We start from the raw sequence: 23,587 nt of genomic DNA on the forward strand, positions 1-23,587 counted from the left end.
CTGCGCGCTTGCGCATCCGTCATCCGCGATCAGCAACACACCGCGAAAACAAAAAGCACCACCCGGCAGCCAGGACGGCGGCGCCGAACAACCCGCACGGTGCGGGTCTGCAATCCACTCTTAAGCCAGGCCGCGTTGGCCCGGCGACTGAAACCTGTTGGGAGTTTCACATGGCAAACGCCTCCAGCACTTACAGGAAGGCTCTTGAAGGTCATCAGCAACCGAAAAAGGTTCTGGTGAAGGTCGATCGAGTTACCAAGAAGTTCGACGAAACCACGGCGGTGGACGATGTGTCCCTGGAGATCCATCAGGGCGAAATCTTCGCCCTGCTCGGCGGCTCCGGCTCCGGCAAATCAACCCTGCTGCGCATGCTCGCCGGTTTCGAACGGCCGACTGAAGGACGCATTCTGCTCGACGGTGTCGACATCACCGACATGCCGCCGTACGAGCGGCCGATCAACATGATGTTCCAGTCCTACGCCCTGTTCCCGCACATGACCGTGGCGCAGAACATCGCCTTCGGCCTCAAGCAGGACCGTTTGCCGGCCAGCGAAATCGACGCCCGCGTCGAAGAAATGCTGCGCCTCGTGCACATGACCCAATACGCCAAACGTCGTCCGCATCAACTGTCCGGCGGCCAGCGTCAGCGCGTGGCCCTCGCCCGCTCCCTGGCCAAGCGGCCGAAGCTGTTGCTGCTCGACGAACCGATGGGCGCGCTGGATAAAAAACTGCGTTCGCAGATGCAGCTGGAACTGGTGGAAATCATCGAGCGCGTCGGCGTGACCTGCGTGATGGTGACCCACGACCAGGAAGAGGCCATGACCATGGCCGAGCGCATCGCGATCATGCACCTGGGCTGGATCGCCCAGATCGGCAGCCCGGTCGACATCTATGAAGCGCCGGTCAGCCGCATGGTCTGCGAATTCATCGGCAACGTGAACGCCTTTGACGGCACCGTGGTCGAGGACCTCGAAGGTCACGCGATCATTCACAGCCCGGACTTGCAGCAAAAGATCTACGTCGGTCATGGCGTCAGCACTTCGGTGCAGGACAAGTCGATCACCTACGCGATCCGTCCGGAAAAAATGCTCGTCAGCACGATCAAGCCCGAGACCCGCTACAACTGGTCCGAAGGCAAGGTGCATGACATCGCCTACCTCGGCGGCCACTCGGTGTTCTACGTCGAATTGCCGAGCGGCAAGATCGTCCAGTCGTTCATGGCCAACGCCGAACGCCGTGGCGCGCGGCCGACCTGGGACGACAAGGTCTACGTCTGGTGGGAAGACGACAGCGGCGTGGTACTGCGCTCATGAGAACCTTCAATCAGCAATTCCTGCGCCTGGTGCCCAGCGGGCGAAAATTCGTCATCGGCATCCCGTTTATCTGGCTGTTCCTGTTCTTCATGCTGCCGTTCTTCCTGGTGATGAAGATCAGCTTTTCGGAAGCCGCGCTGTCGATCCCGCCGTACTCGGAGATCTACACCTACGCCGAACAGAAATTCCAGCTGCTGCTGAACATCGGCAACTACACCCTGCTCGGCGAAGACGAGCTGTACCTGTCGGCCTACCTCGGATCGTTGAAGGTGGCGCTGCTCAGTACGCTGATGTGCCTGGTAATCGGTTTCCCGATGGCCTACGCGATCACCAAGACCGGCAAGGAAACGCAAAACGTCCTGCTGCTGTTGATCATGATGCCGACCTGGACCGCGATCCTGATCCGCGTTTACGCGTGGATGGGCATCCTCAGCAACAACGGTCTGCTCAACGCGTTCCTGATGTGGACCGGGCTCACCGATCACCCGATCGAGATCCTCAACACCAACACCGCCGTTTACATTGGGGTCGTGTATGCGTATCTGCCGTTCATGGTGCTGCCGCTCTACGCCAACCTGGTGAAACACGACGGCAGCCTGCTGGAAGCCGCGCAGGATCTGGGTTCGAGTAACTTCAACAACTTCTGGAAAATCACCGTGCCGCTGGCCAAGAACGGCATCATCGCCGGCTGCATGCTGGTGTTCATTCCGGTAGTGGGCGAGTTCGTGATCCCGGAACTGCTGGGCGGCCCGGAGACCCTGATGATTGGTCGCGTGCTGTGGCAAGAGTTCTTCAATAACCGCGACTGGCCAGTGGCATCTGCTCTGGCGGTGGTGATGCTGTTGATCCTGATTGTGCCGATTCTGCTGTTCAACCGCAGCCAGGCCAAAGAGATGGAGGCACGGGGATGAAACGCTTCGGTTTTGCAAAGTTCATGTTGATCTTCGGCCTGACGTTCATTTATCTGCCGATGCTGATTCTGGTGATCTACTCGTTCAACGCCTCGAAACTGGTGACGGTCTGGGGCGGCTGGTCGGTGAAGTGGTATGTCGGGCTGCTCGACAACACCCAATTGATGGGCTCGGTGGTGCGCTCGCTGGAAATCGCCTGCTACACCGCGATTGCCGCCGTAGCGCTGGGCACCCTCGCCGCCTTCGTGCTGACTCGTGTAACGCGCTTCAAGGGTCGCACGCTGTTCGGTGGTCTGGTCACCGCGCCGCTGGTGATGCCTGAGGTGATCACCGGTCTGTCGCTGTTGCTGCTGTTCGTGGCGATGGCGCAACTGATCGGCTGGCCGCAAGAGCGCGGCATCGTCACCATCTGGATCGCCCACACCACGTTTTGTGCCGCTTATGTGGCGGTGGTAGTCTCCGCCCGCTTGCGCGAGCTAGACCTGTCGATCGAAGAAGCGGCGATGGATCTGGGCGCGAAACCGTTCAAGGTGTTTTTCCTGATCACCATCCCGATGATCGCGCCGTCGCTGGCAGCGGGCGGCATGATGTCGTTCGCCCTGTCGCTGGACGATCTGGTGTTGGCGAGCTTCGTGTCAGGCCCGGGGTCGACGACCCTGCCGATGGAAGTGTTCTCGGCCGTGCGCCTGGGTGTGAAGCCCGAGATCAACGCCGTGGCCAGCCTGATTCTGCTGGCAGTGTCGCTGGTGACCTTCCTGGTCTGGTACTTCGGCCGCAAGGCAGAAGCCAACCGCAAGCGGGCGATTCAGGAAGCGATGGATCAGACCGCCAACGAATCGTGGCAGCAACCGCAACCTCAACGAGTGGCAGCGACGGCCTAGGGCCGTCGCGTTTTACGGCTTTGCGCTTTGGCTTAAAAGCTTTTGAATAAAAAGAATGGAGTTTCACCGATGAAAATGTTTGGCAGGACTCTGCTGACACTGTCCTTATTGGGCGCAATCGCCACAGGCGCCCAGGCCAACGACAAGGTGCTGCGCGTTTACAACTGGTCGGATTACATCGCCCCGGACACCGTCAAGAAGTTCGAGGACGAGACCGGCATCCGCGTGACCTACGACGTGTTCGACAGCAATGAAACCCTCGAGGCACGTCTGCTCGCGGGTAAATCCGGCTACGACATCGTGGTACCGTCCAACAGTTTCCTGGCCAAGCAGATCAAGGCCGGGGTCTATCAGACTCTGGACAAATCGAAGCTGCCAAACTGGAAAAACCTCAACCCGGTGCTGCTGAAAAACGCCTCCGCCAGTGATCCGGACAACGCCCACGCGTTCCCGTACATGTGGGGTTCGATCGGCATCGGCTTCAACCCGGACAAGGTCCGCGAAGTGCTCGGCAAGAATGCGCCGACCAATTCCTGGGACCTGCTGTTCAAACCGGAGAACGCCGAGAAGCTGAAGGCCTGCGGCATCAGTTTCCTCGACTCGCCAACCGAAATGCTCCCGGCCGCCCTGCACTACCTGGGTTATCCGGTGAACGACAAGGACGTGAAGCACATCGCCGAAGCCGAAGCGCTGTTCATGAAGATCCGGCCGTCGGTGGCGTATTTCCATTCGTCCAAGTACATCTCCGATCTGGCCAACGGCAACATCTGCGTAGCGGTCGGCTATTCGGGTGACGTGTTGCAGGCCAAGGCCCGCGCGGTGGAATCGGGCAACAAGGTCGAGATCGACTACAGCATTCCCAAGGAAGGCGCCGGCAGTTTCTACGACATGGTCGCCATCCCTCGCGATGCCGCCAACGTCGAGAACGCCTACCTGTTCATGAACTTCCTGATGCGCCCGGACATCATCGCCGAAGTCACCAACAGCATCGGTTACAGCAACGCCAACGAAGCCGCGACGCCGCTGGTGGACGAAGCGATCCGCAACGACCCGGGCTCGTACCCGCCGCAAGCGGTGATGGCCACGCTGTATGCGGTGCCGGATCAACCGATTGCCACGCAACGGATCATGACCCGGGGCTGGACCCGCGTGAAACTCGGCAAATAAACACACATCGATTTCCGTTCACGCAGCGCCTTACCACCGCTGCCCCCTGCTCTGAACGGCCTCACCTGGCTTCCTCGGTTCAGGTGAATTCAGGCGCCCTCGGGCGCCTTTTTTTGTTGGCTCAGATCAGTGGCCAATCGGCCAGCGAGCGATAACGACCCTTGTGGGATTCGAACAACGCAAAACGCTCAGCACGCAGGAAAAACTCTGGCGCAGTGGCGGATTCCGGTTCCGGCGCCCGATAGTCGCGGGCCAGCGTCAGGTGCGGACGATACTCCCGCGTCGCCTCTTCAAACCCGAATGGCAACATCGCCTGCTCCAGCGCATACACCAGTCGCAGCAATGCCTGCGGCGCCTGCTCCGGCGCCAGCGACAATACCCCGGCACGCCGCCAGACCTGCAACCGATCCAGCGAAATCCTCAGCGCCTCCCCCGGTGTTCGCACCTTCGCCGCCGCCTCGCAGACTTCGCCAATCTGCGCCAACGGCACCGCGCCGAGAAACAGCAACGTCAGGTGGAAATTATCGGCCGGCACCGGTTTGCCGGTACGCAAACCCAGTTCGCTGCGCCACTGGGCAATCGCCTTGCGCTGTGCCGGCGGGCAGTCCAGGGCGAAGAACAGCCGCTTGACCGGTTGATCCCCGCGCGTTTCGTCCGCCATGGCCCCGCTCCTTCGTTCGTCGAGATCCCTGGATTCTACACGCCCGTTTCTGGCGACTCTCGGCACGGGGTTTATAGTTCAACGATTGCCATCAACCGGAGGACGTCATGCGCGAGATCCTCAGCAAAGAACCCTGGTGGGCCCGACCGCCGAATCCCGGGCAGGATGAGAGCGAACTGGAATGGGGCTGGCTGGTGCATTACAGCGAAGGTGAGCCGCGTTTCGAATTCGTCCGCGAGCGGCCGACGGACGAAGAAATCCGTCAACGCAAAAGTTGCCGGATTACTCCATCTGCAGAGTGAACACAAACCTGTGGGAGCCAGCCTGCTGGCGATAGCGGTAGATCAGTCCTTACAGACTTTTGCGGTACAGCCGCCATCGCCAGCAGGCTGGCTCCCACATGGGATTTGCGTTGATCTCAGGACTCGAGAATGTCCTTGAAGCCACCGAAGATCATCCGCTGCCCATCGAACGGCATCGGGTTGACGTCCGGTTGCATGCGCGGGTCCTCCATCATTTTTGCCATGCCGGCGTCGCGGGTGGCCTTGTCCGGCCAGACCAGCCAACCGGCCGATACGACTTCGCCTTCCTTGAGTTTTACGGCCATCGGGAATGAGGTGACCTTGCCGTCCGGCACGTCATCGCCCCAGCCCTGAATCACCTCCAGCGCGCCGTATTCCTTGAACAGCTTCGCGGCGATTTCGCAGTGTTTTTTGTACTGTTCGCGGTTGGCATTCGGCACGGGCGCCACGAAAACATCGATGTAAGCCATGATCATTCTCCTTGCAGGGTGGGTTCGATCTGCTGAGTAGTCGACTCGGGCGGCCGCCATTCGACACGGTTGACGCCCAACCCGACCGACGGCTCGTCCCGCCCGCCCAGATTGCCCTCGACCTGCGCCGCCATGTGCAGCGTGCCGGCCATCACGCCGGTGGTCGGGTTCTGCACCAGTTTCAGCCAGGCCTTGTCGAAGGTGTTGCCCAGGCTGCTGCGGATCAGCGCTTCGCTGTCCGGGCGGTCGTTGGCCTGAATGATTGCGCGCACGCCCGCCACGCCGACCGAAATCAGCGCCCCGGCCAGTTTGCCTGCCGCTGCCGCCACCGCACTGGCCGCGCCGCGCGGGGCCATTTCCGCCTCCATGCGCTGGCTGGCACGCTTGGCCACCGGCGCCATGGCCGACTCAGTCGAGGTCACGCCTTTGGAGCCGCCGTCGGTGTGAATCTTGTCGATCAGCGCCGCGTAGGCCGGCAGCGTGTTCAACGGTTCAGTGCTGACAACCTGATACAGCGAAGCATCCCTCGCCGGCGGCGGGCCAAGGGCGATGGCAGGGATTTTCTGCAATCGCCCGTTGAGCTGGGCAACGGGCACGCCGTGGCGCTGGGCGATGACCGGCATCTGCTGCGCCATCAGTTGCGCGTAGAACGCGGTGGACTGGCCGAGGATCGCGTCCGGGTCGATCTCCACCGCCACCGGCGCCAGCACGCGTTCCTGATATTGCTCCAGCAGATAGGCCGCCAGACGCTTGGCCGAGGCATCCTGCTCGCCGCTGGCACTGATCGTGTACCAGCTGACCTTCATCGACAGCCATTCCTGGGTCCAGTAACTGCTGAACCACGGGATGAAATTTTCTTCAGTTTGCTCATAGACCCGAATGCGCCAATGTTCCATCGAGCCACGGGCGAACACCTTGACCTGCTCGGTGGCCTGTTTCGAGGCGCTGACGATTTCCCGGTCGATCTGCTGCCAGGTCGCCGGCGAAACCACCACCGCCGGCGCGGTCACCGGGGCCCGCGCCGTGGTGGCGCAGCCGGCCAGCAACACCAGTGCGGCGACGAGCAGCGCACGCAGGTTCACGGTGGCGGTCCTTATCTGTTCTTTGGTCGCAAGACCTGAAGAATCCGGAGAGAGATGACATGAGTATAGGTGCGTGCGGTGCGCCGTTTATCCGCTGGTCAGGGCCGCGCCGGTCCAACCATCAATGGCGTCGATATTCACCATCGCGACGATTGCCTTCCGCATGTTGCTCGCCAAAGGCACGATTAACCCATCCGAAACACACAGCACGAGGAGTTCACATCATGATCAATACCGTCACCCTCGCCGTGAGTTTCCCGGTCTTCGGCAGCAACTACTACGATCAGCACGCCGTGTCGCGCAAGACACAAGCGCTGGTGTTCGACGAAGCCTTCGAAGATCTGTTGATGCCCGCCGCCAGCAATCATTTCAGCAATGAAGTGGTCGGCCTCAACGATCAGTTCCGTTTTCTGAGCGACATTCTCGCCACCCATTTGCTGGACATCGAGGCCTCAGTGCCTGCGCGATCCAGCGTCCGGGCGAGCGCTCATTTTTAATGCCAGAGGGCGTTCCCGCAAGGGAACGCCCTCTTCGTTTCAGTCAGTCATCATCCCGGTCGCGGTGATAACGACGCCCGTCGCGGCGGTCGTCATCGCGGTCGTCCCAGCGCCGGTCGTGATCGTAATAACGGCCATGATCGCGGTCGTAATGCCGGCCATGGCGATGGTCATCATCGAAATCCGCCACACAGCCGCCCAGCAGTACAGCGGCGGAAACGGTCAGCAGCAGGCTTGTTGCACGCATCATTCAGAATTTCCCTAAAACCAAGGTCTTGACGACGGAAACGGCAGCGCTGCCCGCACCGAAGAGGCGCGGTGTGCGCTGCCGCAGATACGACCGGGGAAAACGACGATGATTCACCGACCGCCGATGACCGTTGATCGCCTCGCCCGCCTCGCCCGAGCGGCGGCCAAATGCCACCTATACTGCTTGCAACGCGCAAAGGATCTGCCCCTCAAAAACAACAAGTAGAGGTGCGACATGGTCTGGCAACAAGTCTATGACCCGTTCGGCAATCCGGTGATTTCCACGATCATGGCCGCCGTTCCAGTGGTGGTGATGCTGGCGGCGCTGGCCTTCTTTCATGTGAAGGCGCATCTGGCCGCACTGCTGGCGCTGGCCTCGGCGCTGCTGATCTCGATCTTCGCCTTCGGCATGCCCGCCAACATGGCCGGTTCGGCGGCGCTGTTCGGGGCGGCCAACGGGCTGCTGCCGATTGGCTGGATCGTGCTCAACATCATTTTTCTGCATCGCCTGACCACCGAGAACGGCTCGTTCAAGGTGTTGCAGGATTCGCTCGCCCGCATCACCGACGACCGGCGCCTGCAATTGCTGCTGATCGCCTTCTGTTTTGGTGCCTTCTTTGAAGGTGCCGCCGGATTCGGCACGCCGGTGGCGGTGACCGGCGCCATTTTGATCGGTCTTGGTTTTTCGCCACTGGCAGCGTCCGGTCTGGCGCTGATCGCCAACACCGCGCCGGTGGCCTTCGGCGCACTGGGCACACCGATCATTACGCTGGCCAAGGTCACCGGGCTGGATGAAATGGAGCTCTCGATGATGGTGGGACGGCAGTTGCCGTTCTTTTCGGTGCTGGTGCCGTTCTGGCTGATCTGGGCCTTCGCCGGGTGGCGAAAGATGCTGGAGGTATGGCCGGCGATTCTGGTGGCGGGCGTCAGTTTCGCCATCCCGCAGTTTCTGGTTTCGAACTACCACGGGCCGATGCTGGTGGATGTGATCGCCGCGCTGATTTCCATGGCCTGCCTGACGTTGTTCCTCAAGGTCTGGAAACCGGCAACCGTCCACACCTCGGCCGCGCTGTCGGGGCGGCATGACGACTCGAAGGTCGAAGAAGAAAAGGTCACGGCCAGCGCCGCATTCAGCGATCAGGCGCGCCCGGCAGTGATGCGCGCGTGGATGCCGTGGATCATCCTCACGGTGTTCGTGTTTGCCTGGGGCACCCAGGGTTTCAAGAGCATGTTCGACACTCGTCCGGCGATTGATCCCGTTACCCAATCGGCCAGGCTTGATCCGCAGGGCAAACCGCTGCGCGAGGCCAATCCGGTGTTCGCCCCGGCCGTGACTTTCAGCTCCCTGCATCTGCAGATCGAAAAAGTCCCACCGGTGGTCGCTGCGCCGAAAGCTGAAGAGGCGGTGTACAAGTTCACCTGGTTCACTGCCACCGGCAGCGGCATCCTGCTCGCGGCGATTGTCGGTGGATTGCTGATGGGCTACTCGATCCCGCAACTGATCAAACAGTACCTTCGCACACTGTGGGTGGTGCGCTTCTCGCTGATTACGATTGCCGCGATGCTGGCGCTGGGATTCCTGACCCGCTACTCGGGGCTGGACGCGACCATGGGCCTGGCATTTGCTGCCACGGGGATTTTCTACCCGATGTTCGGCACCTTGCTCGGCTGGCTTGGCGTAGCGCTGACCGGGTCGGATACCGCGTCCAACGTGCTGTTCGGCGGCCTGCAACGGGTGACGTCGGAGCAGCTGGGCATCAGCCCGGTCCTGATGGCGGCGGCCAACAGCTCCGGCGGAGTGATGGGCAAAATGGTCGACGCGCAGTCGATCGTGGTCGCCTCGACCGCGACTCGCTGGTACGGGCATGAAGGGGAAATCCTGCGTTACGTGTTCTTCCATTCCATCGTGCTGGCAATCCTGGTCGGCGGTCTGGTGACGTTGCAGGCGTATGTGGCGCCGTTTACGTCCATGGTGGTCGGCGCACATTGAGAATCGCGGGTGTCTCGGTTGTGAGAGCGATCTGACTCACAGGCAAGGCACCCGCGTTCCTTCTGTCGATTCATGAACCGCGCGCATGAAGCCATGCGCAAATCAAAGAAAACCTTTTCCTCTCCAGCGTGGTCACTCCTAGAACAGAGCGAGACTGGCAACCACGCCAGCGTACCCGTGCGGGTCTTTCACACCCTGCCGACCTGATAGAGGAAGCCAAGCCAATGAACGACCATCCGCCAATGGCGATCTCCCGACGCCGTTTCCTGATTCTCGGTGCCGTGACCGCAACCGCGTTCGCGATGCCCCCTTTCATCAGCCTCAAGGCCTACGCGGCCAGCCTGGAGCAACCGGCCATGGCCAAAGTAACCATCGAAGTCAACGGCAAGCCACAGGCGCTGGAGGTTGATACTCGCACCACCCTGCTCGACGCCCTGCGCGAACACCTGCAGCTGACTGGCAGCAAAAAGGGCTGCGACCACGGCCAGTGCGGCGCCTGCACGGTGATCGTCGATGGCCGGCGAATCAATTCCTGCCTGACCCTGGCGGTAATGCAGGACGGCGCCAAAGTCACCACCATCGAAGGCCTCGGCATGCCGGACCACCTGCACCCGATGCAGGCCGCGTTCATCAAGCATGACGGCTATCAATGCGGCTACTGCACGCCGGGGCAGATCTGCTCGGCGGTCGCCGTGCTCCAGGAAATCCGTGACGGCATCCCCAGCCACGCCAGCGCCAGCCTCACCGAAGCGCCGCAACTGATCGCCAGCGAATTGCAGGAACGCATGAGCGGCAACATCTGCCGATGCGGCGCCTATTCGAACATCATCGAAGCCATCAGCGAAGTCGCGGAGGTGCCAGCATGAGAGCGTTCAATTACAGCCGCGCCGACTCCCCTGCCGCAGCCGCCGCTCAAGCGGCGAAAATCGAAGGTGCGCGTTTCATCGCCGGCGGCACCAACCTGCTGGACCTGATGAAGCTCGACATCGAAACGCCGCAGCAGCTGATTGACGTCAATCACCTGGGCCTCGACCAGATCGAAGCCACCGACGACGGCGGCTTGCGCATCGGCGCACTGGTGCGCAATACCGATCTGGCCGCCGACAGCCGCGTCCGGAAAGACTACGCGCTGCTGTCCCGCGCCTTGCTCGCCGGCGCATCGGGCCAGTTGCGCAACATGGCGACTACCGCCGGCAATCTGCTCCAGCGCACGCGCTGCCCGTATTTCTACGACACCAATCAGGCCTGCAACAAACGCAATCCCGGCAGCGGTTGCGCGGCGATTGGTGGTGTCAGTCGACAACTCGGCATTATCGGCGTCAGCGACGCCTGCATTGCGACCCATCCGAGTGACATGGCGATTGCGATGCGGGCGCTGGATGCCCAGGTCGAAACGCTCAAGGCCGACGGCAGCACGCGGCGCATCGCCATCGCGGACTTCCACCAACTGCCCGGCACCACGCCGAATGTCGAAACCAGTCTGACGCCGGGCGAGCTGATTACCGCCGTCACCCTGCCCGCGCCGGTGGGCGGCACCCATGTCTATCACAAGGTGCGCGACCGCTCGTCGTACGCCTTCGCCCTGGTTTCCGTCGGCCTGATCCTGCAGAAGGATGGCAGCGGCCGCATCGCCGTCGGTGGCATCGCGCCGAAACCCTGGCGAGTCGAAGCGGCGGAAGCGCTGCTGCCGCAAGGCGCGAAAGCCGTCAGCGCGCGCCTGCTCGCCGGCGCCACGCCTACTTCTGACAACCAGTTCAAAGTGACATTGGTCGAGCGCACGATTGCCTCGGTGCTGGCCCAAGCGAGGGACGAAGCATGAAATTCGACACGCCCGCCACGACCAACCCGATTGATCAGTTGAACGTCATCGGCAAACCCACCGACCGCATCGAAGGCCCGCTGAAGACCAGCGGCCAGGCGCCTTACGCCTACGAGCAACATGAGGCGGTCAAGAATCAGGCCTATGGCGTGATGGTCGGTTCGGCCATTGCCAAGGGTCGCATCACCCGCATCGATCTGGAGGCCGCCCGCGCCGCGCCGGGCGTGCTGACCATCGTCACCGCCGCCAATGCCGGCAAGCTCGGCAAAGGCCAATACAACGCCGCGCACCTGCTGGCCGGGCCGCAAGTGCAGCACTATCACCAGGCAGTAGCGTTGGTGGTCGCCGAAACCTTCGAACAGGCGCGGGCTGCCGCGCAGTTGGTCAACGTCGAGTACGCGGCCGACAAAGGTCAATTTGATCTGGCCAGCGTGCGCGATCAGGGCGTGGAGCCGAAAGACGAATTGCCGGACGTCACACACGGCGATTTCGCCAGCGCTTTTGCCGCCGCGCCCGTGCAGTTCGACCAGACCTACACCACGCCGGATCAGTCCCACGCGATGATGGAGCCCCACGCGACACTCGCCGCCTGGAAAGGCGATCACGTGACGCTCTGGACCTCCAACCAGATGATCGCCTGGAGCGTCGGCGACATCGCCACCACCCTCGGCCTGCCCGAGGAAAACGTGCGGCTGATCTCGCCGTACATTGGCGGCGGTTTCGGCGGCAAGCTGTTCATTCGTGCCGACGCGATCCTCGCCGCCCTTGGCGCACGTCTGGCGAACCGGCCCGTGAAGGTCGCCCTCGCCCGCCCGCAGATCGCCAACAACACCACCCACCGTCCGGCTACCATTCAGCGGATTCGCATGGGCACCACGGCTGACGGCAAACTCACCGCCATCGCCCATGAAGGCTGGTCGGGCAACCTCGCCGACGGCAAGGTCGAAGTCGCGGCGCAGCCGAGTCAGTTGCTCTACGCTGCAGAAAATCGCCTGGTGACCATGCGCCTGGCGCCGCTGGATCTGCCGGAAGGCAACGCCATGCGTGCACCGGGTGAAACGCCGGGGCTGATGGCGCTGGAGATCGCCATGGACGAGATGGCGGAACAGCTCAAACTCGATCCGATCCAGTTCCGCATCCTCAACGACACGCAGGTCGATCCGGTGAAAACCGAGCGGCCGTTCTCCCAGCGGCGTCTGATCGAATGCCTGCAAACCGGCGCCGAGCATTTTGGCTGGGATAAGCGCAATGCGGCGCCTGGCACCCGTCGCGAAGGTCGCTGGCTGATCGGCATGGGCGTTGCGGCGGCGATTCGCAACAACCTGCTGGTGAAGTCCGGCGCACGGGTACGACTGGAGCGCGACGGCAAGATCACCGTTGAAACCGACATGACCGACATTGGCACCGGCAGCTATACGATCATTGGTCAGACTGCAGCGGAAATGATGGGGGTCAGCCTGGACGATGTGGTGGTGCGACTCGGCGATTCGAATTTCCCGGTGTCGGCGGGCTCCGGCGGCCAGTTCGGCGCCAACTGCTCGACCGCCGGGGTTTACGCGGCGTGCATGAAGCTGCGCGGAGCGATCGCGACCAAACTGGGCATGAACGCGGGTGAAGCGCAGTTTGTCGACGGCCACGTGCGGCTGGGCAACCAGAACGTGCCGTTACGTGAGGCCGCGCAACACACCGCGATCGAAGTCGAGGACAGCATCGAATTCGCCGACCTCGCCAAGCAATATCAGCAATCGACCTTCGGCGCGCACTTTGTCGAAGTCGCGGTCGATTCCGCCACCGGCGAAGTTCGCGTGCGGCGCATGCTCGCGGTCTGCGCCGCCGGGCGGATTCTCAATCCGAAATCGGCCCGCAGCCAGGTGATCGGCGCCATGACCATGGGCGTCGGGGCCGCGTTGATGGAAGAGCTCGCGGTGGACCAGCGCCACGGCTTTTTCGTCAACCATGACCTGGCCGGTTACGAAGTGCCGGTGCACGCCGACATCCCGCATCAGGAGGTGATTTTCCTCGATGAAACCGACCCGATTTCATCGCCGATGAAAGCCAAGGGGGTGGGTGAACTGGGGATTTGCGGCGTGAGTGCGGCGGTGGCGAATGCGATCTATAACGCCACGGGCGCGCGGGTGCGGGAATACCCGATTACCTTGGACAAGATTCTCGCGTCACTGCCGGAGATGATTTGATTTGTGGACTGGCCCCACGGTGAAGACGTTCGGTCTCACCGTGGGCGACTTGTTGATTATCGGACGTCGGGATACTCCGACTCTCCCACCTGCTCCATCCAGTCCACCACTTTGCCATCCAGCATTTCAGCAATGGCGATATGCGTCATGGCCGTGGTCGGCGCCGCACCGTGCCAATGCTTCACGTCGGGCGCGATCCACACGGTGTCGCCTGGCCGAATCACCCGCACCGGCTGCCCCCATTCCTGCACGAAGCCTGACCCAGCGGTAACAATCAGCGTTTGCCCCAACGGATGGGTGTGCCACGCCGTACGCGCTCCCGGCTCAAAGGTCACGGTGGCGCCGCTGATCCGCGCCGCATCGCTGCCCTTGAACGGCGCATCGACCCGTACCGTCCCGGTAAACCAGTCGCTCGGGCCTTTGGCCGACGGTTGTGAGCCGTTGGGAGTAACGGTCACGCGAGATGTTTCGCTGGCCTGGACTTCGCCCGCCAGCAGGGAAAGGGTCAGCGCCGAAGCGGCGATCGGATTCATGTTGAGGCTCTCCAGAAAAGGGACAGCCTCCACTTTAACCAGCCCGACTCTTCAGATAATCGACTAGAATTCAAAAAAACTTATGCAGGGCACTCATTAATGCTTCGGGAAAATGCCAGTGATCTGCTCGCTTTCCTCGCCGTGGCGCGTGAGCGCAGTTTCACCAAAGCAGCTGCCAAACTTGGCGTTTCGCAGTCGGCGCTCAGTCATACGATCCGCAGCCTTGAAACCCGGCTGGGCCTGCGCCTGCTGATCCGCACCACCCGTAGTGTCTCTCCCACCGAGGCTGGTGAGCACTTGCTGCAAACCATCGGCCCGCGCTTCGAAGAGATCGAATCGGAACTGGCCGCCCTCAGCAACCTGCGGGAAACGCCCGCCGGCAAGATCCGTCTCAGCGCCACCGATCACTCGCTGAACTGGCTGTTGCGACCGGTCCTCAAAGAATTTCTTATGCAATACCCGGACATCTCCGTCGAAGTCAGCTGCGACTACAGTTTCGTCGACATCGCAGGTCAGGGTTTCGATGCCGGCGTACGGCTGGGCGAGGATGTCGCACAAGGCATGATCGCCACTCGTATCGGCCCGGACATGCGCATGGCGGTGGTCGGCTCGCCCGCCTATTTCGCCAGACGCGCCGTACCGAAAACCCCGCGTGATCTGACCGACCACGCTTGCAATAACTTGCGCCTGCCTACCAACGGCGGTCTATACGCCTGGGAGTTCGAGAAGGATGGCGAACGCCTGAAGGTGCGAGTCTGCGGACAGGTCACCCTCAACGGCGTCTATCCATTACTGGACGCCGCACTCGACGGTTTCGGCCTGAGTTACATCCCGGAGAACATCGTCGCCCCCTGTCTGGCTGAAGGTCGCCTGATACAAGTACTGGAGGATTGGTGCCCGGTGTTTTCCGGATATCACCTCTACTACCCGAGCCGGCGCCAGACAGCGCCGGCTTTTGCATTGTTGCTGGCGGCGCTGCGCTATCAAGGCTGAAACCGTCTAGTCCACCAGCGCAATCAACTGCTGACGCTGCGCATCGGTCAGCATCAGCCCGAACCCGGCGCCGGCGTTGTCGGCCATGTACAGCGGGTTGCTGGTGCCGGGAATCACGCAGGTCACCGCCGGATGCGCCAGCAGAAATTTCAGTGCCAGTTGCGGCCAGCTCTTCGCCCCCACCTGAGCTGCCCAACCCGGCAGCGGTTTGCCCTTGAGCCGCGCGAGCAGGTCGCCGCCGCCGAACGGCCGGTTGCAGATCACCGCCACCCCGCGTTCGCGGCACAGCGGCAGGATGCGCTTCTCGACCCCGCGATCATCGAGCGCGTAGTTGATTTGCAGGAAATCCAGCGACTCGGCCTTGAGCACCGCTTCCACCTCCTCATACGCCGACGGCGTGTAGTGGGTGATGCCGATGTAGCGGATGCGGCCCTGCTCTTTCCATTCGCGCAGGGTCGGCAGGTGGGTTTGCCAGTCGAGCAGGTTGTGGATCTGCATCAGGTCGATGCGCTCGGTGCGCAGCAGGCTGAACGACTGCTCCATCTGCGCGATGCCCTCCTCGCGACCACGGGTCCAGACCTTGGTCGCCAGAAATGCCGGCGAGCGCGGTTCGTGGATCGACAGTAATTCACCGGTGGTTTCCTCGGCGCGGCCATACATGGGCGAGCTGTCGATCACCGTGCCGCCCTTTTTGAACAGCTCGCCGAGCACCGCCGGCAATTGCTTGTAGACCGGATCGCCAGGGGCGACGTCGAAACCACGATAAGTGCCCAACCCCACCAGCGGCAGTGGCTCGGAGCTCGAAGGGATGGCGCGGGTCTGCATGGTCTGGGCTCCTGTGGCGTTCGGCGACGTAATGGCGGCCAGCGCCCGGTCAAAGGTGAAAACCGCTGACACCCCGGCTGCCAGCGTCAGCAACCGGCGGCGGGAATATCCCTCAGTGTGGTTCATACTGGCGCCCTTGCCCCGTGGATCTGTTGCACCTTGTGTTTTGATGCAGCCCGCAAAACCGTTGGACTACACTGCGACAGCCAACCTGCGCGCCCGGTTAACGTTAGTCGAATGTCCAGAACCCTGTTGTCACTCGTCGCATTGATCCTCGCCGTGTACCTGATCCTGTGCGCGGCGCTGTTCGTGTTTCAGCGGGCGCTGATTTATTTTCCGCAGCCCGCCAGCCTCGATTCACCGGAGTCACGGTTGACGCTGGCCATGCCCGACGCCGAGATCCGCGTGACTGCGCGCGAGCGCGTCGGGGCCAGAGCACTGATCTATTTCGGCGGCAATGCCGAGGACGTTTCGCGCAATCTGCCGGAGTTTTCCGAGGCATTTCCTGACTATTCATTGTATTTGCTGCATTACCGGGGATTTGGCGGCAGCGGCGGTTCGCCCTCAGAAGAAGCGATCGCCGAGGATGCGCTGGCGTTGTTCGATCAGGTGTATGCCAGTCACCCGCAGGTCGCGCTGCTGGGGCGCAGCCTCGGTTCCGGCGTCGCGGTGCGGCTGGCCAGCCAGCGGCCGGTGGAACGGCTGATTCTGGTCACGCCCTATAACAGCCTCGAGGAAATCGCCGCCCGTCAATACCCGTGGGTGCCGGTGCAGTGGTTGCTCAAGGATCGTTTCCGGTCGGGCCAGTACGCGGCGCATATCCGCGTGCCGACGCTGCTGCTGGCGGCGAGCGATGACGAGGTGATTCCACGGGCCAGCACCGAGCGCTTGCTGCACAGTTTTCCCGACGGTGTGGCCACGCTCAAAGTGGTGGCGGACGCGGCGCACAATTCGATTTCCGAACGGCCGCAATATCTGCAATGGATGCAGGATGTGTTGAATCGCTGAGCACTTCGTCGGCAGCCGTAGAAACCCGGCGTCGCCTCGTGAACCAAGTGCAAAAACGCCAGTCCTACCCGCGCCGCGTTCTGCGGTTCACTTTCCTTCAGCCTTGTCTTTGTTCAGAGCTTTGCGTCCCATGCGCCACGCCGTTCGTTCGTCTCGCTTCGTTTCGCTGTGCCTGTTGATCCTTTCTCCCCTGCTCGCCCCCTCTGCCCACGCCGGCGCCGAGCGACAACTGGTGGCCGCCATCAACGACTACCGCGCCCATCCGCAACGATGTGACCGACGCCCGGCCCAACGGCTGGCGCCGCTGACACTGAAGTCGAACCTGGCGTTGCCGGTCGGCTATGGCTACGGCTACGGCGGTGGATTGCGCGAACGATTGAAAGATTCCGGCTACGCAGCCGTGGCGGTGCGCAGCATCCGGATTGTCGGCGCGCAGGACGCCGAAGAGGCGTTCGAAATGCTGCAAGACGATTACTGCGGCGCGTTGCTCGACGGTCAATACGCCGACATCGGCATCAGCCGCGCCCGCAGCGAATGGCAAGTGGTGCTGGCCCGGCCAGTGCTCGACAGCCGCGTCGGCGACACCCGCAGCGTCGGCAAGGCCCTGCTGGCAGAGGTCAACGCCGCCCGTGCCCGACCGCGCATGTGCGGTCGCCAGCGCTTCGCCGCCGCCCGGCCCTTGAGCTGGAATCCGGCGCTCGGCGCCGCCGCCCAGGGGCACAGCAAGGCCATGGCCTACGGCAACTACTTCGCTCACCGCGACCCGGACGGCGACGGCCCGGCAGATCGCGCCCGTGCGGCCGGCTACCGTGGCCGGCAGATCGGCGAAAACATCGCCGCCGGGCAAAGCTCACCGGGCAAGGCCATGGCCGGCTGGCTGGCCAGCCCCGGGCACTGCGCCAACCTGATGAACCCGATGTTCACCCAGGTCGGCGCCGGGTTTGCCAGTGAGGCGCGCAGTGATGAAGGGGTTTACTGGACGATGTTGTTCGGGGCGCCTTGATCAGGTTCCACCCGAAAACGTCGAAAAGCGCTGTATGCCGCAACTCGACGTCGGATAGTCAGACCGGAGAAATCGTGGCAAGAACGCCAATCATGATGGTCAACACAAGAAAGCCGCCGAGGAAAATCGCCATCTTAGCCATGAAGGCCTCCTGAATACTCAATGTCCGGCGCACCGAGCGCTTCGGAATGAAGCGCGTCGCGTATGGCCGAACGGCAGGGCCATTTTGGGCCTGTGGCTGAGATGGTTACAGATGCAGATTCGACAGGAAAAAGCGGATCAGATGGATCGGGCTGACGCATGTGTCGATATTCAGATCGGGACCGAGGGTTTCCATTGCGCCGCTTTGATCTAGAGTCATGGGCGCCGCGCCAAAAACAACAAAAAATACAGGAGTGAAACCATGTCCGACCTGAACCTGCACCCCAAAGCCGCCGAATCCCTGAACCGCTGGCACGAGATGATCCGCACCGGCAACCTCAAGGCCCTGCCAGAACTGCTCGATCCCAAAGCGGTTTTCCGCTCGCCCATGGCCCACACGCCTTACCCGGGTGCGCCGGTGGTCGCGATGATCCTCAATACCGTGTTCGAAGTGTTTGAAGACTTCAAATACCACCGTGAACTGGCGACGGCCGACGGTTTGAATGTGGTGCTGGAATTCAGCGCCAAAGTCGGAGCGAAAGAGCTCAAGGGCATCGACATGATTCGTTTCGATGAACAGGGCAAGATCGTCGAGTTCGAGGTGATGGTGCGGCCGTTGAGTGGGTTGCAGGCGTTGGGCGAAGAGATGGGACGGCGGTTGGGAGCTTATCTGGCGGCAGCCAAGGCCTGAAACCCGGACACAAAAAAGCCCACTGACCGTCACCGGTTCAGTGGGCTTCGTGTGTCAGGCGTCTAGTTACAGAGCCATGTCACGTGCAGCGCTTTCTTTCGGAGCCGGGGCTTTTTCAGCCGAGGCGTCCGCCGCTGGAGCTGCAACCTGGCCAATCACCGGAGGGGTTGGCAGTTGCAGGATCTTGGCGGTGTAAGCCCACTCTTCAGCCACTTTGGCTGGATCGTTGTTCAGCTGGGTGCCGTAGCTTGGAACGATCTGGTGCAGCTTGGCTTGCCACTCAGGGCTGGCGACTTTGTCTTTGAAGACTTTCTGCAGCACGCTCAGCATGATCGGTGCAGCGGTCGATGCGCCTGGGGATGCGCCCAGCAGACCGGCGATGGAGCCGTCTTTGGAAGCAACGATTTCGGTGCCCAGTTTCAGCACGCCGCCAGCGGCTTCATCACGCTTGATGATTTGCACGCGTTGGCCGGCTTGCCACAGGCGCCAGTCTTCGGCTTTGGCGTTCGGGAAGTATTCCTTCAGCGCGTTCAGACGGTCTTCATCCGACAGCATCAGTTGACCGGCCAGGTACTCGACCAGCGGGTATTCCTTGATGCCGACCCGGGTCATAGGCCAGATGTTGTGGGTGGTGGTGCTGGTCAGCAGGTCCAGGTACGAACCTTCTTTCAGGAACTTGGTGCTGAAGGTCGCGAACGGGCCAAACAGGATGACGCGCTTGCCGTCCAGGACACGGGTGTCCAGGTGCGGAACGGACATCGGAGGCGCGCCAACCGAAGCTTTACCGTAGGCCTTGGCCAGGTGCTGTTCGGCGATGGCCGGGTTATCGGTCACCAGGAACGAGCCGCCTACCGGGAAGCCAGCGTATTCCTTGGCTTCTTCAATACCGGACTTCTGCAGCAGGTGCAGGGCACCGCCGCCGGCACCGATGAACACGAACTTGGCGTCGGTTTCAGTCTTGGTGCCGTCTTTCAGATTCTTGTAGCTGACGCGCCAGGTGCCATCTGCATTCTTGGTGATGTCTTGCACTTCGCTCGACAGCTTCAAGTTGAAGTTAGGCTTGGTCTGCAGGTAACCGGCGAACTGGCGGGTGATTTCGCCGAAGTTCATGTCGGTACCCAGCGGGCTCCAGGTGGCCGCGATTTTCTGGTTCGGGTCACGCCCTTCCATCATCAGCGGAACCCACTTCTTGATCACAGCCGGATCTTCGGAGTACTGCATGCCGGCGAACAGCGGGCTCGCTTGCAGGGCTTCATAGCGCTTTTTCAGGAACTTGATGTTGTCATCGCCCCACACGAAGCTCATGTGCGGAGTGGTGTTGATGAACGAACGAGGGTCCTTCAGGACGCCTTGACGAACCTGCCAGGCCCAGAACTGACGGGAGACCTGGAACGCTTCGTTGATCTCGACGGCTTTGGGGATGGTGACATTGCCCTTGTCGTCTTCCGGGGTGTAGTTCAGCTCGGCGAGCGCCGAGTGACCGGTACCGGCGTTGTTCCAGCCGTTGGAGCTTTCCAGGGCGACGCCATCGAGGCGCTCGACCATTTCCATCGACCAGGTCGGTTCCAGCTCATTGATCCACACACCCAGGGTGGTGCTCATGATGCCGCCGCCGATCAGCAGGACGTCGACTTTCTTTGCTTCCTCGGCATTGGCGGAAGACATCCCCATCGCCAAAGCCAGCCCCAGCAAGGCTGTGTTCACTTTTTTAAACATCCGTTGCACCTATGATAAAACGCCTTCCGCCCGCCGCTGTTGTACGTATGAGGTCCCCTCTTTCGCGACACTCAGGCCAGCGTCGCGGGTTCCGGCACACTTCAATTTTGACGGGTGGGCACACAAGACCGACAGGCAGTGTCGACCTCAGTTATATGTCCCTTCTGAACTGACTTCTTATCATTATTGGCTTCAGCTACTTGAGCGACAGGGGTTCTGCCTGGCCCGCCGAAAAGCACACCAGACTGAATTGGGTCAAAACAAGTGGCGCGAAGAATATCACGTCATGGCAAACCCGCGCGTCTGTTCGCGACCGGATAGTTTTCGATTGGTTCCTCAAGCGCTTTCAAACGCGGTCCTCTTCCTGATAAGTTGTACGACGACTGACAAATGATCCAGTCGTTCCGAAACCTACAACAACAAGGAATTCTCATGAACAAAAGCAAAGTGCTGCTCGGTCTTTTCTGTGTTTTCAGCGGCTACGTCGCCGCCGCCCCGGCGGAACAGGACGTCGCCCAGGCCGTCGATCACCTGACCCAGGCGATGCTGCACAAGGACATCGCCGAACTGAACGCCCTGACCGCCGACAACCTCACCTACGGCCACTCCAGCGGCAAGATCCAGGACAAGAAAGCCTTCATCGCCGATATCGAAACCGGCAAGAGCGCGTTCAAGACCCTGGAGATGCAAAATCAGACCATCACGCTTTCCGGAGATACTGCGCTGGTACGCCATCACTTTTCGGCGCAGGCCCTCAAAGGCACCGAAGTCGTGCCGACGGAAATCGAGAACTTCCAGATCTGGCAGAAGCAGGCTGGCAAGTGGTTGCTGGTGGGGCGTCAGGCGTACAAGTTCTGATGCATGAGCTCTGCCGTCGAAGAGGCGGCAGAGTCCGCTCCTATAACCTGAACCGATCCACCGACTGCGCCAGCCGCCCCGCCAGACTCGACAGTTCGTCCGTGGTATTGGCCGTCTCGCCGATGACCTTGCTGTTGCCCTCCGACATGCCCGCGATCATCTCCACCTGATGGGCAATTTCGTTGCTGGCCTGGCTCTGTTCGCCGATGGTGCGGGTGATGTCGTTGACCAGTTGCGTGGTGCTCAGGGTGGCGTCGAGGATTTCGCGGATGGCGCGCTCGACGTCGGCGGTGACCGCCATGCCTTTGTCGACCTGGGCGACGCCCGCCTCCATGCTGCTGACGGCCTCGCGGGTGCTGTTCTGGATGCGCGCGACCATCGCGGCGATTTCCTGAGTTGACGCACTGGTGCGCGCAGCCAGACTGCGCACCTCATCGGCCACCACCGCAAAGCCCCTGCCCTGCTCGCCCGCCCGGGCTGCCTCGATGGCTGCGTTGAGCGCCAGCAGGTTGGTCTGGTCGGCGATGCTCTTGATCACCTGGATGATGTTGAAAATGCCTTCGGACTCCTGATCCAGGGTGCGGATCACCTGCGCCGATTGCTGGGCGGAACGGGCGATGTCGTCCATGTCGCTGACCACCTGATGGATCACCTGTCCGCCGTTCTTCGCCAGTGACTCGGCCTGGCTGGCCATGTCCAGTGCACGCTCGGCGTGCCGGGTGATTTCCTCGATGCTGGCGGTCATCTGGCTCGCGGCGGCGGCCATGGTGCCGGCGGCGGTGCTTTGCTGCTGACTGCTGTCGGCCACCTGATGGCAGCCGTGGCTCAGTTGCTCACTCATGCCGCTGACGCCGTGGGCGTTGCGTCGCACCACGTCGATCATGTCCCGCAGGTCGCGCTGCATCGTGGCCAGCGTGCGGATCAGCGCACTGGCTTCGTCCTTGCCGGACGGTTCGGCGATCGGCTCGCTGAGGTTGCCGTGAGCAATGCTTTCGGCGATGCGGCTGGCGGATTTCAGCGGACCCATGATGCTCAGGATCACCCACCGGCCCTGGGCCAACAGCAGCAACAGACTGGCGACCAGGACAATGCCGAGGGCGATATTGGCATTGTGGATCGCCGCCTCGGTGCCTTCGCTGGTGTGTCGGGTATTGGTTTCGATCAGCTCGCTGAGAGCAGCCATCTGTTCTTCGAGCTGGCTGAACGCGGTATTGAAGGTCCCCAGTTGCTGCTGGGCGCTGTCCGGATTTTCCAGTGCAAGACCGACGATCTGCTCGCCGGCGCTGATGTAGGTGTCGAGGCTGGGCTTGATCTGTTCCAGCGCGGACTTGATCGTCGGATTGACCGGCAGCTTGAGGTTTTCACCCAGCACTTCGCGAAAATGCGTCGCATGCTCTTCGACCGAACTGCGCACCTCGTCCGCCGAACTGGTGCTTTTGCCCAGCCCCACCAGCATCGCCGAATACACGTCCGCGCGCAGGGCGTCGTGCATCATGTCGGCTTCCATGTGGTTGCGCAGCGCGCTCATGCTGACCGCGTTGTCACTGACCGCCGAAGCCATCCGCTGATTGCCGACGTAACTGACCAGGCTCACGATCAGCGCCGTCAGCAGGCCGGTCGCAATCAGCAACACCAAACGCAGTTTGATCGACACCGTGATTTCCTCCCAGGTCGCGCCACGCGGCGCCGTTCAACGCTTCAGTTAAGCCTATTTCCATGAACCCGCTGCGTTAGAGCGTCTCAGCGTGTGTCGTTACATCCGGTAAAAATGCCGCACTGTGCGACGGTTCTCATTCCGCCCCCTACCGCCTGAGCCGACTTACGGAACTCCCGTGCCCGCCGACACCTCTCACATTATGTGGTACTTCCTTTTCGCTTTACGCTGCTGGAGGAACACCGTCATGCGTCGTTTACTACTGGTTTCGTCTCTTATGCTGTGCCTGCCTTTCGGTTCGGCTTTCGCCCGCGTGGATGCGGGGGATGTCGCCACTTCGGCCGGCGTTTCCGCCTCGCTGTATTCCACGTTCAAGGATCACAAAATGGTGATTCCGGCCCGTGACGACTTGTCGGCATTCGTCGCCAGCGGCGGAACGATCCGTGGCGTGTACCTGGAATCGGTACTGCAGCAGGTGCGTCAGGACAATCCTGGCCTGAACGCCAGCGATGAAGAGCTGGCCAACGCCATCCTGGTTCAGTACGAAGGTCTGTCGCAGTAACCACGGCACGTTCGATGATGATGGTGGCTGACGGACTTGCCACCGTTACGCCCTGCCGATGGACGG

General features: G+C 61.7%; 24 protein-coding genes and 1 pseudogene. 16 read left to right on the forward strand and 9 right to left on the reverse strand.

Translation table 11 applies throughout. The features are described from left to right. Window positions 1-170 precede the first annotated feature (170 nt). From potA to CAF76_RS24880, 4 genes are all read left to right on the forward strand, one after another. Complete coding sequence (gene potA, locus CAF76_RS24865; RefSeq protein WP_007957110.1) at window positions 171-1,313, forward strand: polyamine ABC transporter ATP-binding protein; 1,143 nt, start codon at window positions 171-173, stop codon at window positions 1,311-1,313. Next, a complete protein-coding gene (locus CAF76_RS24870) occupies window positions 1,310-2,224 on the forward strand; it encodes an ABC transporter permease subunit (protein WP_064595393.1) in 915 nt (304 codons plus the stop codon). Before potA ends, CAF76_RS24870 begins: the two co-directional genes overlap by 4 nt. Then, on the forward strand, window positions 2,221-3,105 hold the full coding sequence (locus CAF76_RS24875) for an ABC transporter permease subunit (protein WP_007957119.1): 885 nt from the start codon (window positions 2,221-2,223) through the stop codon (window positions 3,103-3,105). The genes CAF76_RS24870 and CAF76_RS24875 overlap by 4 nt, the downstream gene beginning before the upstream one ends. Before the next feature lie 69 nt (window positions 3,106-3,174). Continuing rightward, window positions 3,175-4,272 carry a polyamine ABC transporter substrate-binding protein gene (locus CAF76_RS24880; protein WP_007957121.1) on the forward strand — a complete coding sequence of 366 codons (1,098 nt, stop codon included), beginning with the start codon at window positions 3,175-3,177 and terminating at the stop codon, window positions 4,270-4,272. Between the two features lie 121 nt (window positions 4,273-4,393). On the opposite strand, the gene thpR is transcribed toward CAF76_RS24880, so the two are convergent. Beyond that, the gene (gene thpR, locus CAF76_RS24885) at window positions 4,394-4,933 is read right to left on the reverse strand and encodes an RNA 2',3'-cyclic phosphodiesterase (protein ID WP_085648873.1); all 540 of its coding nucleotides are present in this window, start codon (window positions 4,931-4,933) and stop codon (window positions 4,394-4,396) included. Between the two features lie 107 nt (window positions 4,934-5,040). Here thpR and CAF76_RS24890 point away from each other — a divergent pair, with 107 nt between their 5' ends. Further along, complete coding sequence (locus CAF76_RS24890) at window positions 5,041-5,235, forward strand: hypothetical protein (RefSeq protein WP_085648872.1); 195 nt, start codon at window positions 5,041-5,043, stop codon at window positions 5,233-5,235. Window positions 5,236-5,351: 116 nt separating this feature from the next. Here the strand turns inward: CAF76_RS24890 and CAF76_RS24895 are convergent, their stop codons facing one another. Next, window positions 5,352-5,705 (reverse strand): DUF1428 domain-containing protein, encoded by a 354-nt coding sequence (locus CAF76_RS24895; RefSeq protein WP_085648871.1) that lies wholly within the window; start codon window positions 5,703-5,705, stop codon window positions 5,352-5,354. 2 nt (window positions 5,706-5,707) lie between these two features. Beyond that, window positions 5,708-6,787 (reverse strand): hypothetical protein, encoded by a 1,080-nt coding sequence (locus CAF76_RS24900; protein ID WP_039770928.1) that lies wholly within the window; start codon window positions 6,785-6,787, stop codon window positions 5,708-5,710. A 224-nt stretch (window positions 6,788-7,011) separates the two neighbouring features. Between CAF76_RS24900 and CAF76_RS24905 the strand changes: the two genes are divergently transcribed. Further along, entirely contained in the window at window positions 7,012-7,284 is a 273-nt protein-coding gene (locus tag CAF76_RS24905) for a hypothetical protein (RefSeq protein WP_039770930.1), read from the forward strand. Between the two features lie 43 nt (window positions 7,285-7,327). On the opposite strand, the gene CAF76_RS24910 is transcribed toward CAF76_RS24905, so the two are convergent. Then, the gene (locus tag CAF76_RS24910) at window positions 7,328-7,534 is read right to left on the reverse strand and encodes a hypothetical protein (protein ID WP_064382340.1); all 207 of its coding nucleotides are present in this window, start codon (window positions 7,532-7,534) and stop codon (window positions 7,328-7,330) included. 234 nt (window positions 7,535-7,768) lie between these two features. On the opposite strand from CAF76_RS24910, the gene CAF76_RS24915 reads away from it, so the two are divergent. The 4 genes from CAF76_RS24915 to paoC all read left to right on the forward strand — a co-directional run bounded on the left by CAF76_RS24915 (window position 7,769) and on the right by paoC (window position 13,537). Beyond that, window positions 7,769-9,523: an L-lactate permease gene (locus CAF76_RS24915; protein WP_085648870.1), complete on the forward strand. Its 1,755-nt coding sequence runs from the start codon at window positions 7,769-7,771 to the stop codon at window positions 9,521-9,523. 242 nt (window positions 9,524-9,765) lie between these two features. Next, window positions 9,766-10,389 carry an aldehyde dehydrogenase iron-sulfur subunit PaoA gene (paoA, locus tag CAF76_RS24920; protein ID WP_064600752.1) on the forward strand — a complete coding sequence of 208 codons (624 nt, stop codon included), beginning with the start codon at window positions 9,766-9,768 and terminating at the stop codon, window positions 10,387-10,389. Beyond that, complete coding sequence (locus tag CAF76_RS24925; RefSeq protein WP_085648869.1) at window positions 10,386-11,342, forward strand: xanthine dehydrogenase family protein subunit M; 957 nt, start codon at window positions 10,386-10,388, stop codon at window positions 11,340-11,342. Before paoA ends, CAF76_RS24925 begins: the two co-directional genes overlap by 4 nt. After that, the gene (gene paoC, locus CAF76_RS24930) at window positions 11,339-13,537 is read left to right on the forward strand and encodes an aldehyde oxidoreductase molybdenum-binding subunit PaoC (RefSeq protein WP_085648868.1); all 2,199 of its coding nucleotides are present in this window, start codon (window positions 11,339-11,341) and stop codon (window positions 13,535-13,537) included. Before CAF76_RS24925 ends, paoC begins: the two co-directional genes overlap by 4 nt. Before the next feature lie 56 nt (window positions 13,538-13,593). Here paoC and CAF76_RS24935 read toward each other — a convergent pair whose 3' ends face one another. Continuing rightward, window positions 13,594-14,070: a cupin domain-containing protein gene (locus CAF76_RS24935; RefSeq protein ID WP_064595382.1), complete on the reverse strand. Its 477-nt coding sequence runs from the start codon at window positions 14,068-14,070 to the stop codon at window positions 13,594-13,596. A gap of 99 nt (window positions 14,071-14,169) precedes the next feature. Here CAF76_RS24935 and CAF76_RS24940 point away from each other — a divergent pair, with 99 nt between their 5' ends. Beyond that, window positions 14,170-15,063 carry a LysR family transcriptional regulator gene (locus tag CAF76_RS24940; RefSeq protein WP_085648867.1) on the forward strand — a complete coding sequence of 298 codons (894 nt, stop codon included), beginning with the start codon at window positions 14,170-14,172 and terminating at the stop codon, window positions 15,061-15,063. Window positions 15,064-15,069: 6 nt separating this feature from the next. Here the strand turns inward: CAF76_RS24940 and CAF76_RS24945 are convergent, their stop codons facing one another. Then, window positions 15,070-16,014, reverse strand: coding sequence for an aldo/keto reductase (locus CAF76_RS24945; RefSeq protein ID WP_085648866.1), 945 nt, complete (start codon window positions 16,012-16,014; stop codon window positions 15,070-15,072). Window positions 16,015-16,125: 111 nt separating this feature from the next. Between CAF76_RS24945 and CAF76_RS24950 the strand changes: the two genes are divergently transcribed. The 3 genes from CAF76_RS24950 (at window position 16,126) to CAF76_RS24965 (ending at window position 18,731) form a co-directional block, all read left to right on the forward strand. Then, window positions 16,126-16,896 carry an alpha/beta hydrolase gene (locus CAF76_RS24950; RefSeq protein WP_085648865.1) on the forward strand — a complete coding sequence of 257 codons (771 nt, stop codon included), beginning with the start codon at window positions 16,126-16,128 and terminating at the stop codon, window positions 16,894-16,896. Between the two features lie 130 nt (window positions 16,897-17,026). Beyond that, window positions 17,027-17,899 carry a CAP domain-containing protein gene (locus CAF76_RS24955; RefSeq protein ID WP_085648864.1) on the forward strand — a complete coding sequence of 291 codons (873 nt, stop codon included), beginning with the start codon at window positions 17,027-17,029 and terminating at the stop codon, window positions 17,897-17,899. Window positions 17,900-18,302: 403 nt separating this feature from the next. Beyond that, window positions 18,303-18,731, forward strand: coding sequence for a nuclear transport factor 2 family protein (locus CAF76_RS24965; protein ID WP_085648863.1), 429 nt, complete (start codon window positions 18,303-18,305; stop codon window positions 18,729-18,731). A 66-nt stretch (window positions 18,732-18,797) separates the two neighbouring features. On the opposite strand, the gene mqo is transcribed toward CAF76_RS24965, so the two are convergent. Further along, window positions 18,798-20,447, reverse strand: coding sequence for a malate dehydrogenase (quinone) (mqo, locus tag CAF76_RS24970; RefSeq protein ID WP_064595368.1), 1,650 nt, complete (start codon window positions 20,445-20,447; stop codon window positions 18,798-18,800). A gap of 432 nt (window positions 20,448-20,879) precedes the next feature. On the opposite strand from mqo, the gene CAF76_RS24975 reads away from it, so the two are divergent. Continuing rightward, the gene (locus CAF76_RS24975) at window positions 20,880-21,305 is read left to right on the forward strand and encodes a nuclear transport factor 2 family protein (protein WP_085613009.1); all 426 of its coding nucleotides are present in this window, start codon (window positions 20,880-20,882) and stop codon (window positions 21,303-21,305) included. 40 nt (window positions 21,306-21,345) lie between these two features. Here CAF76_RS24975 and CAF76_RS29155 read toward each other — a convergent pair whose 3' ends face one another. Both CAF76_RS29155 and CAF76_RS29160 read right to left on the reverse strand, forming a co-directional pair. Continuing rightward, on the reverse strand, window positions 21,346-22,209 hold the full coding sequence (locus CAF76_RS29155) for a methyl-accepting chemotaxis protein (RefSeq protein ID WP_371857921.1): 864 nt from the start codon (window positions 22,207-22,209) through the stop codon (window positions 21,346-21,348). After that, a pseudogene (locus CAF76_RS29160) lies at window positions 22,201-22,959 on the reverse strand (MCP four helix bundle domain-containing protein); the annotation flags it as partial. The gene CAF76_RS29155 and the pseudogene CAF76_RS29160, both read right to left, overlap by 9 nt. A gap of 247 nt (window positions 22,960-23,206) precedes the next feature. Between CAF76_RS29160 and CAF76_RS24985 the strand changes: the two are divergent. Then, window positions 23,207-23,521 (forward strand): DUF2388 domain-containing protein, encoded by a 315-nt coding sequence (locus CAF76_RS24985; RefSeq protein ID WP_011333537.1) that lies wholly within the window; start codon window positions 23,207-23,209, stop codon window positions 23,519-23,521. Window positions 23,522-23,587: the final 66 nt, after the last annotated feature.

This window comes from Pseudomonas sp. B40(2017) (assembly GCF_002112855.1).
Lineage (GTDB): Bacteria > Pseudomonadota > Gammaproteobacteria > Pseudomonadales > Pseudomonadaceae > Aquipseudomonas > Aquipseudomonas pharyngis.

Coding starts and splice junctions, on each gene's coding strand:
- CAF76_RS24975 (WP_085613009.1), top strand. CDS start 20,880: ATGAACAAAAGCAAAGTGCTGCTCGGTCTTTTCTGTGTTTTCAGCGGC.
- CAF76_RS24955 (WP_085648864.1), top strand. CDS start 17,027: ATGCGCCACGCCGTTCGTTCGTCTCGCTTCGTTTCGCTGTGCCTGTTG.
- CAF76_RS24925 (WP_085648869.1), top strand. CDS start 10,386: ATGAGAGCGTTCAATTACAGCCGCGCCGACTCCCCTGCCGCAGCCGCC.
- CAF76_RS24950 (WP_085648865.1), top strand. CDS start 16,126: ATGTCCAGAACCCTGTTGTCACTCGTCGCATTGATCCTCGCCGTGTAC.
- CAF76_RS24895 (WP_085648871.1), bottom strand. CDS start 5,705: ATGGCTTACATCGATGTTTTCGTGGCGCCCGTGCCGAATGCCAACCGC.
- paoA (WP_064600752.1), top strand. CDS start 9,766: ATGGCGATCTCCCGACGCCGTTTCCTGATTCTCGGTGCCGTGACCGCA.
- CAF76_RS24915 (WP_085648870.1), top strand. CDS start 7,769: ATGGTCTGGCAACAAGTCTATGACCCGTTCGGCAATCCGGTGATTTCC.
- CAF76_RS24985 (WP_011333537.1), top strand. CDS start 23,207: ATGCGTCGTTTACTACTGGTTTCGTCTCTTATGCTGTGCCTGCCTTTC.
- paoC (WP_085648868.1), top strand. CDS start 11,339: ATGAAATTCGACACGCCCGCCACGACCAACCCGATTGATCAGTTGAAC.
- CAF76_RS24945 (WP_085648866.1), bottom strand. CDS start 16,014: ATGAACCACACTGAGGGATATTCCCGCCGCCGGTTGCTGACGCTGGCA.
- CAF76_RS24880 (WP_007957121.1), top strand. CDS start 3,175: ATGAAAATGTTTGGCAGGACTCTGCTGACACTGTCCTTATTGGGCGCA.
- CAF76_RS24870 (WP_064595393.1), top strand. CDS start 1,310: ATGAGAACCTTCAATCAGCAATTCCTGCGCCTGGTGCCCAGCGGGCGA.
- CAF76_RS29155 (WP_371857921.1), bottom strand. CDS start 22,209: ATGCAGCGCGACCTGCGGGACATGATCGACGTGGTGCGACGCAACGCC.
- potA (WP_007957110.1), top strand. CDS start 171: ATGGCAAACGCCTCCAGCACTTACAGGAAGGCTCTTGAAGGTCATCAG.
- CAF76_RS24905 (WP_039770930.1), top strand. CDS start 7,012: ATGATCAATACCGTCACCCTCGCCGTGAGTTTCCCGGTCTTCGGCAGC.
- CAF76_RS24875 (WP_007957119.1), top strand. CDS start 2,221: ATGAAACGCTTCGGTTTTGCAAAGTTCATGTTGATCTTCGGCCTGACG.
- thpR (WP_085648873.1), bottom strand. CDS start 4,933: ATGGCGGACGAAACGCGCGGGGATCAACCGGTCAAGCGGCTGTTCTTC.
- CAF76_RS24890 (WP_085648872.1), top strand. CDS start 5,041: ATGCGCGAGATCCTCAGCAAAGAACCCTGGTGGGCCCGACCGCCGAAT.
- CAF76_RS24910 (WP_064382340.1), bottom strand. CDS start 7,534: ATGATGCGTGCAACAAGCCTGCTGCTGACCGTTTCCGCCGCTGTACTG.
- CAF76_RS24965 (WP_085648863.1), top strand. CDS start 18,303: ATGTCCGACCTGAACCTGCACCCCAAAGCCGCCGAATCCCTGAACCGC.
- CAF76_RS24940 (WP_085648867.1), top strand. CDS start 14,170: ATGCTTCGGGAAAATGCCAGTGATCTGCTCGCTTTCCTCGCCGTGGCG.
- mqo (WP_064595368.1), bottom strand. CDS start 20,447: ATGTTTAAAAAAGTGAACACAGCCTTGCTGGGGCTGGCTTTGGCGATG.
- CAF76_RS24935 (WP_064595382.1), bottom strand. CDS start 14,070: ATGAATCCGATCGCCGCTTCGGCGCTGACCCTTTCCCTGCTGGCGGGC.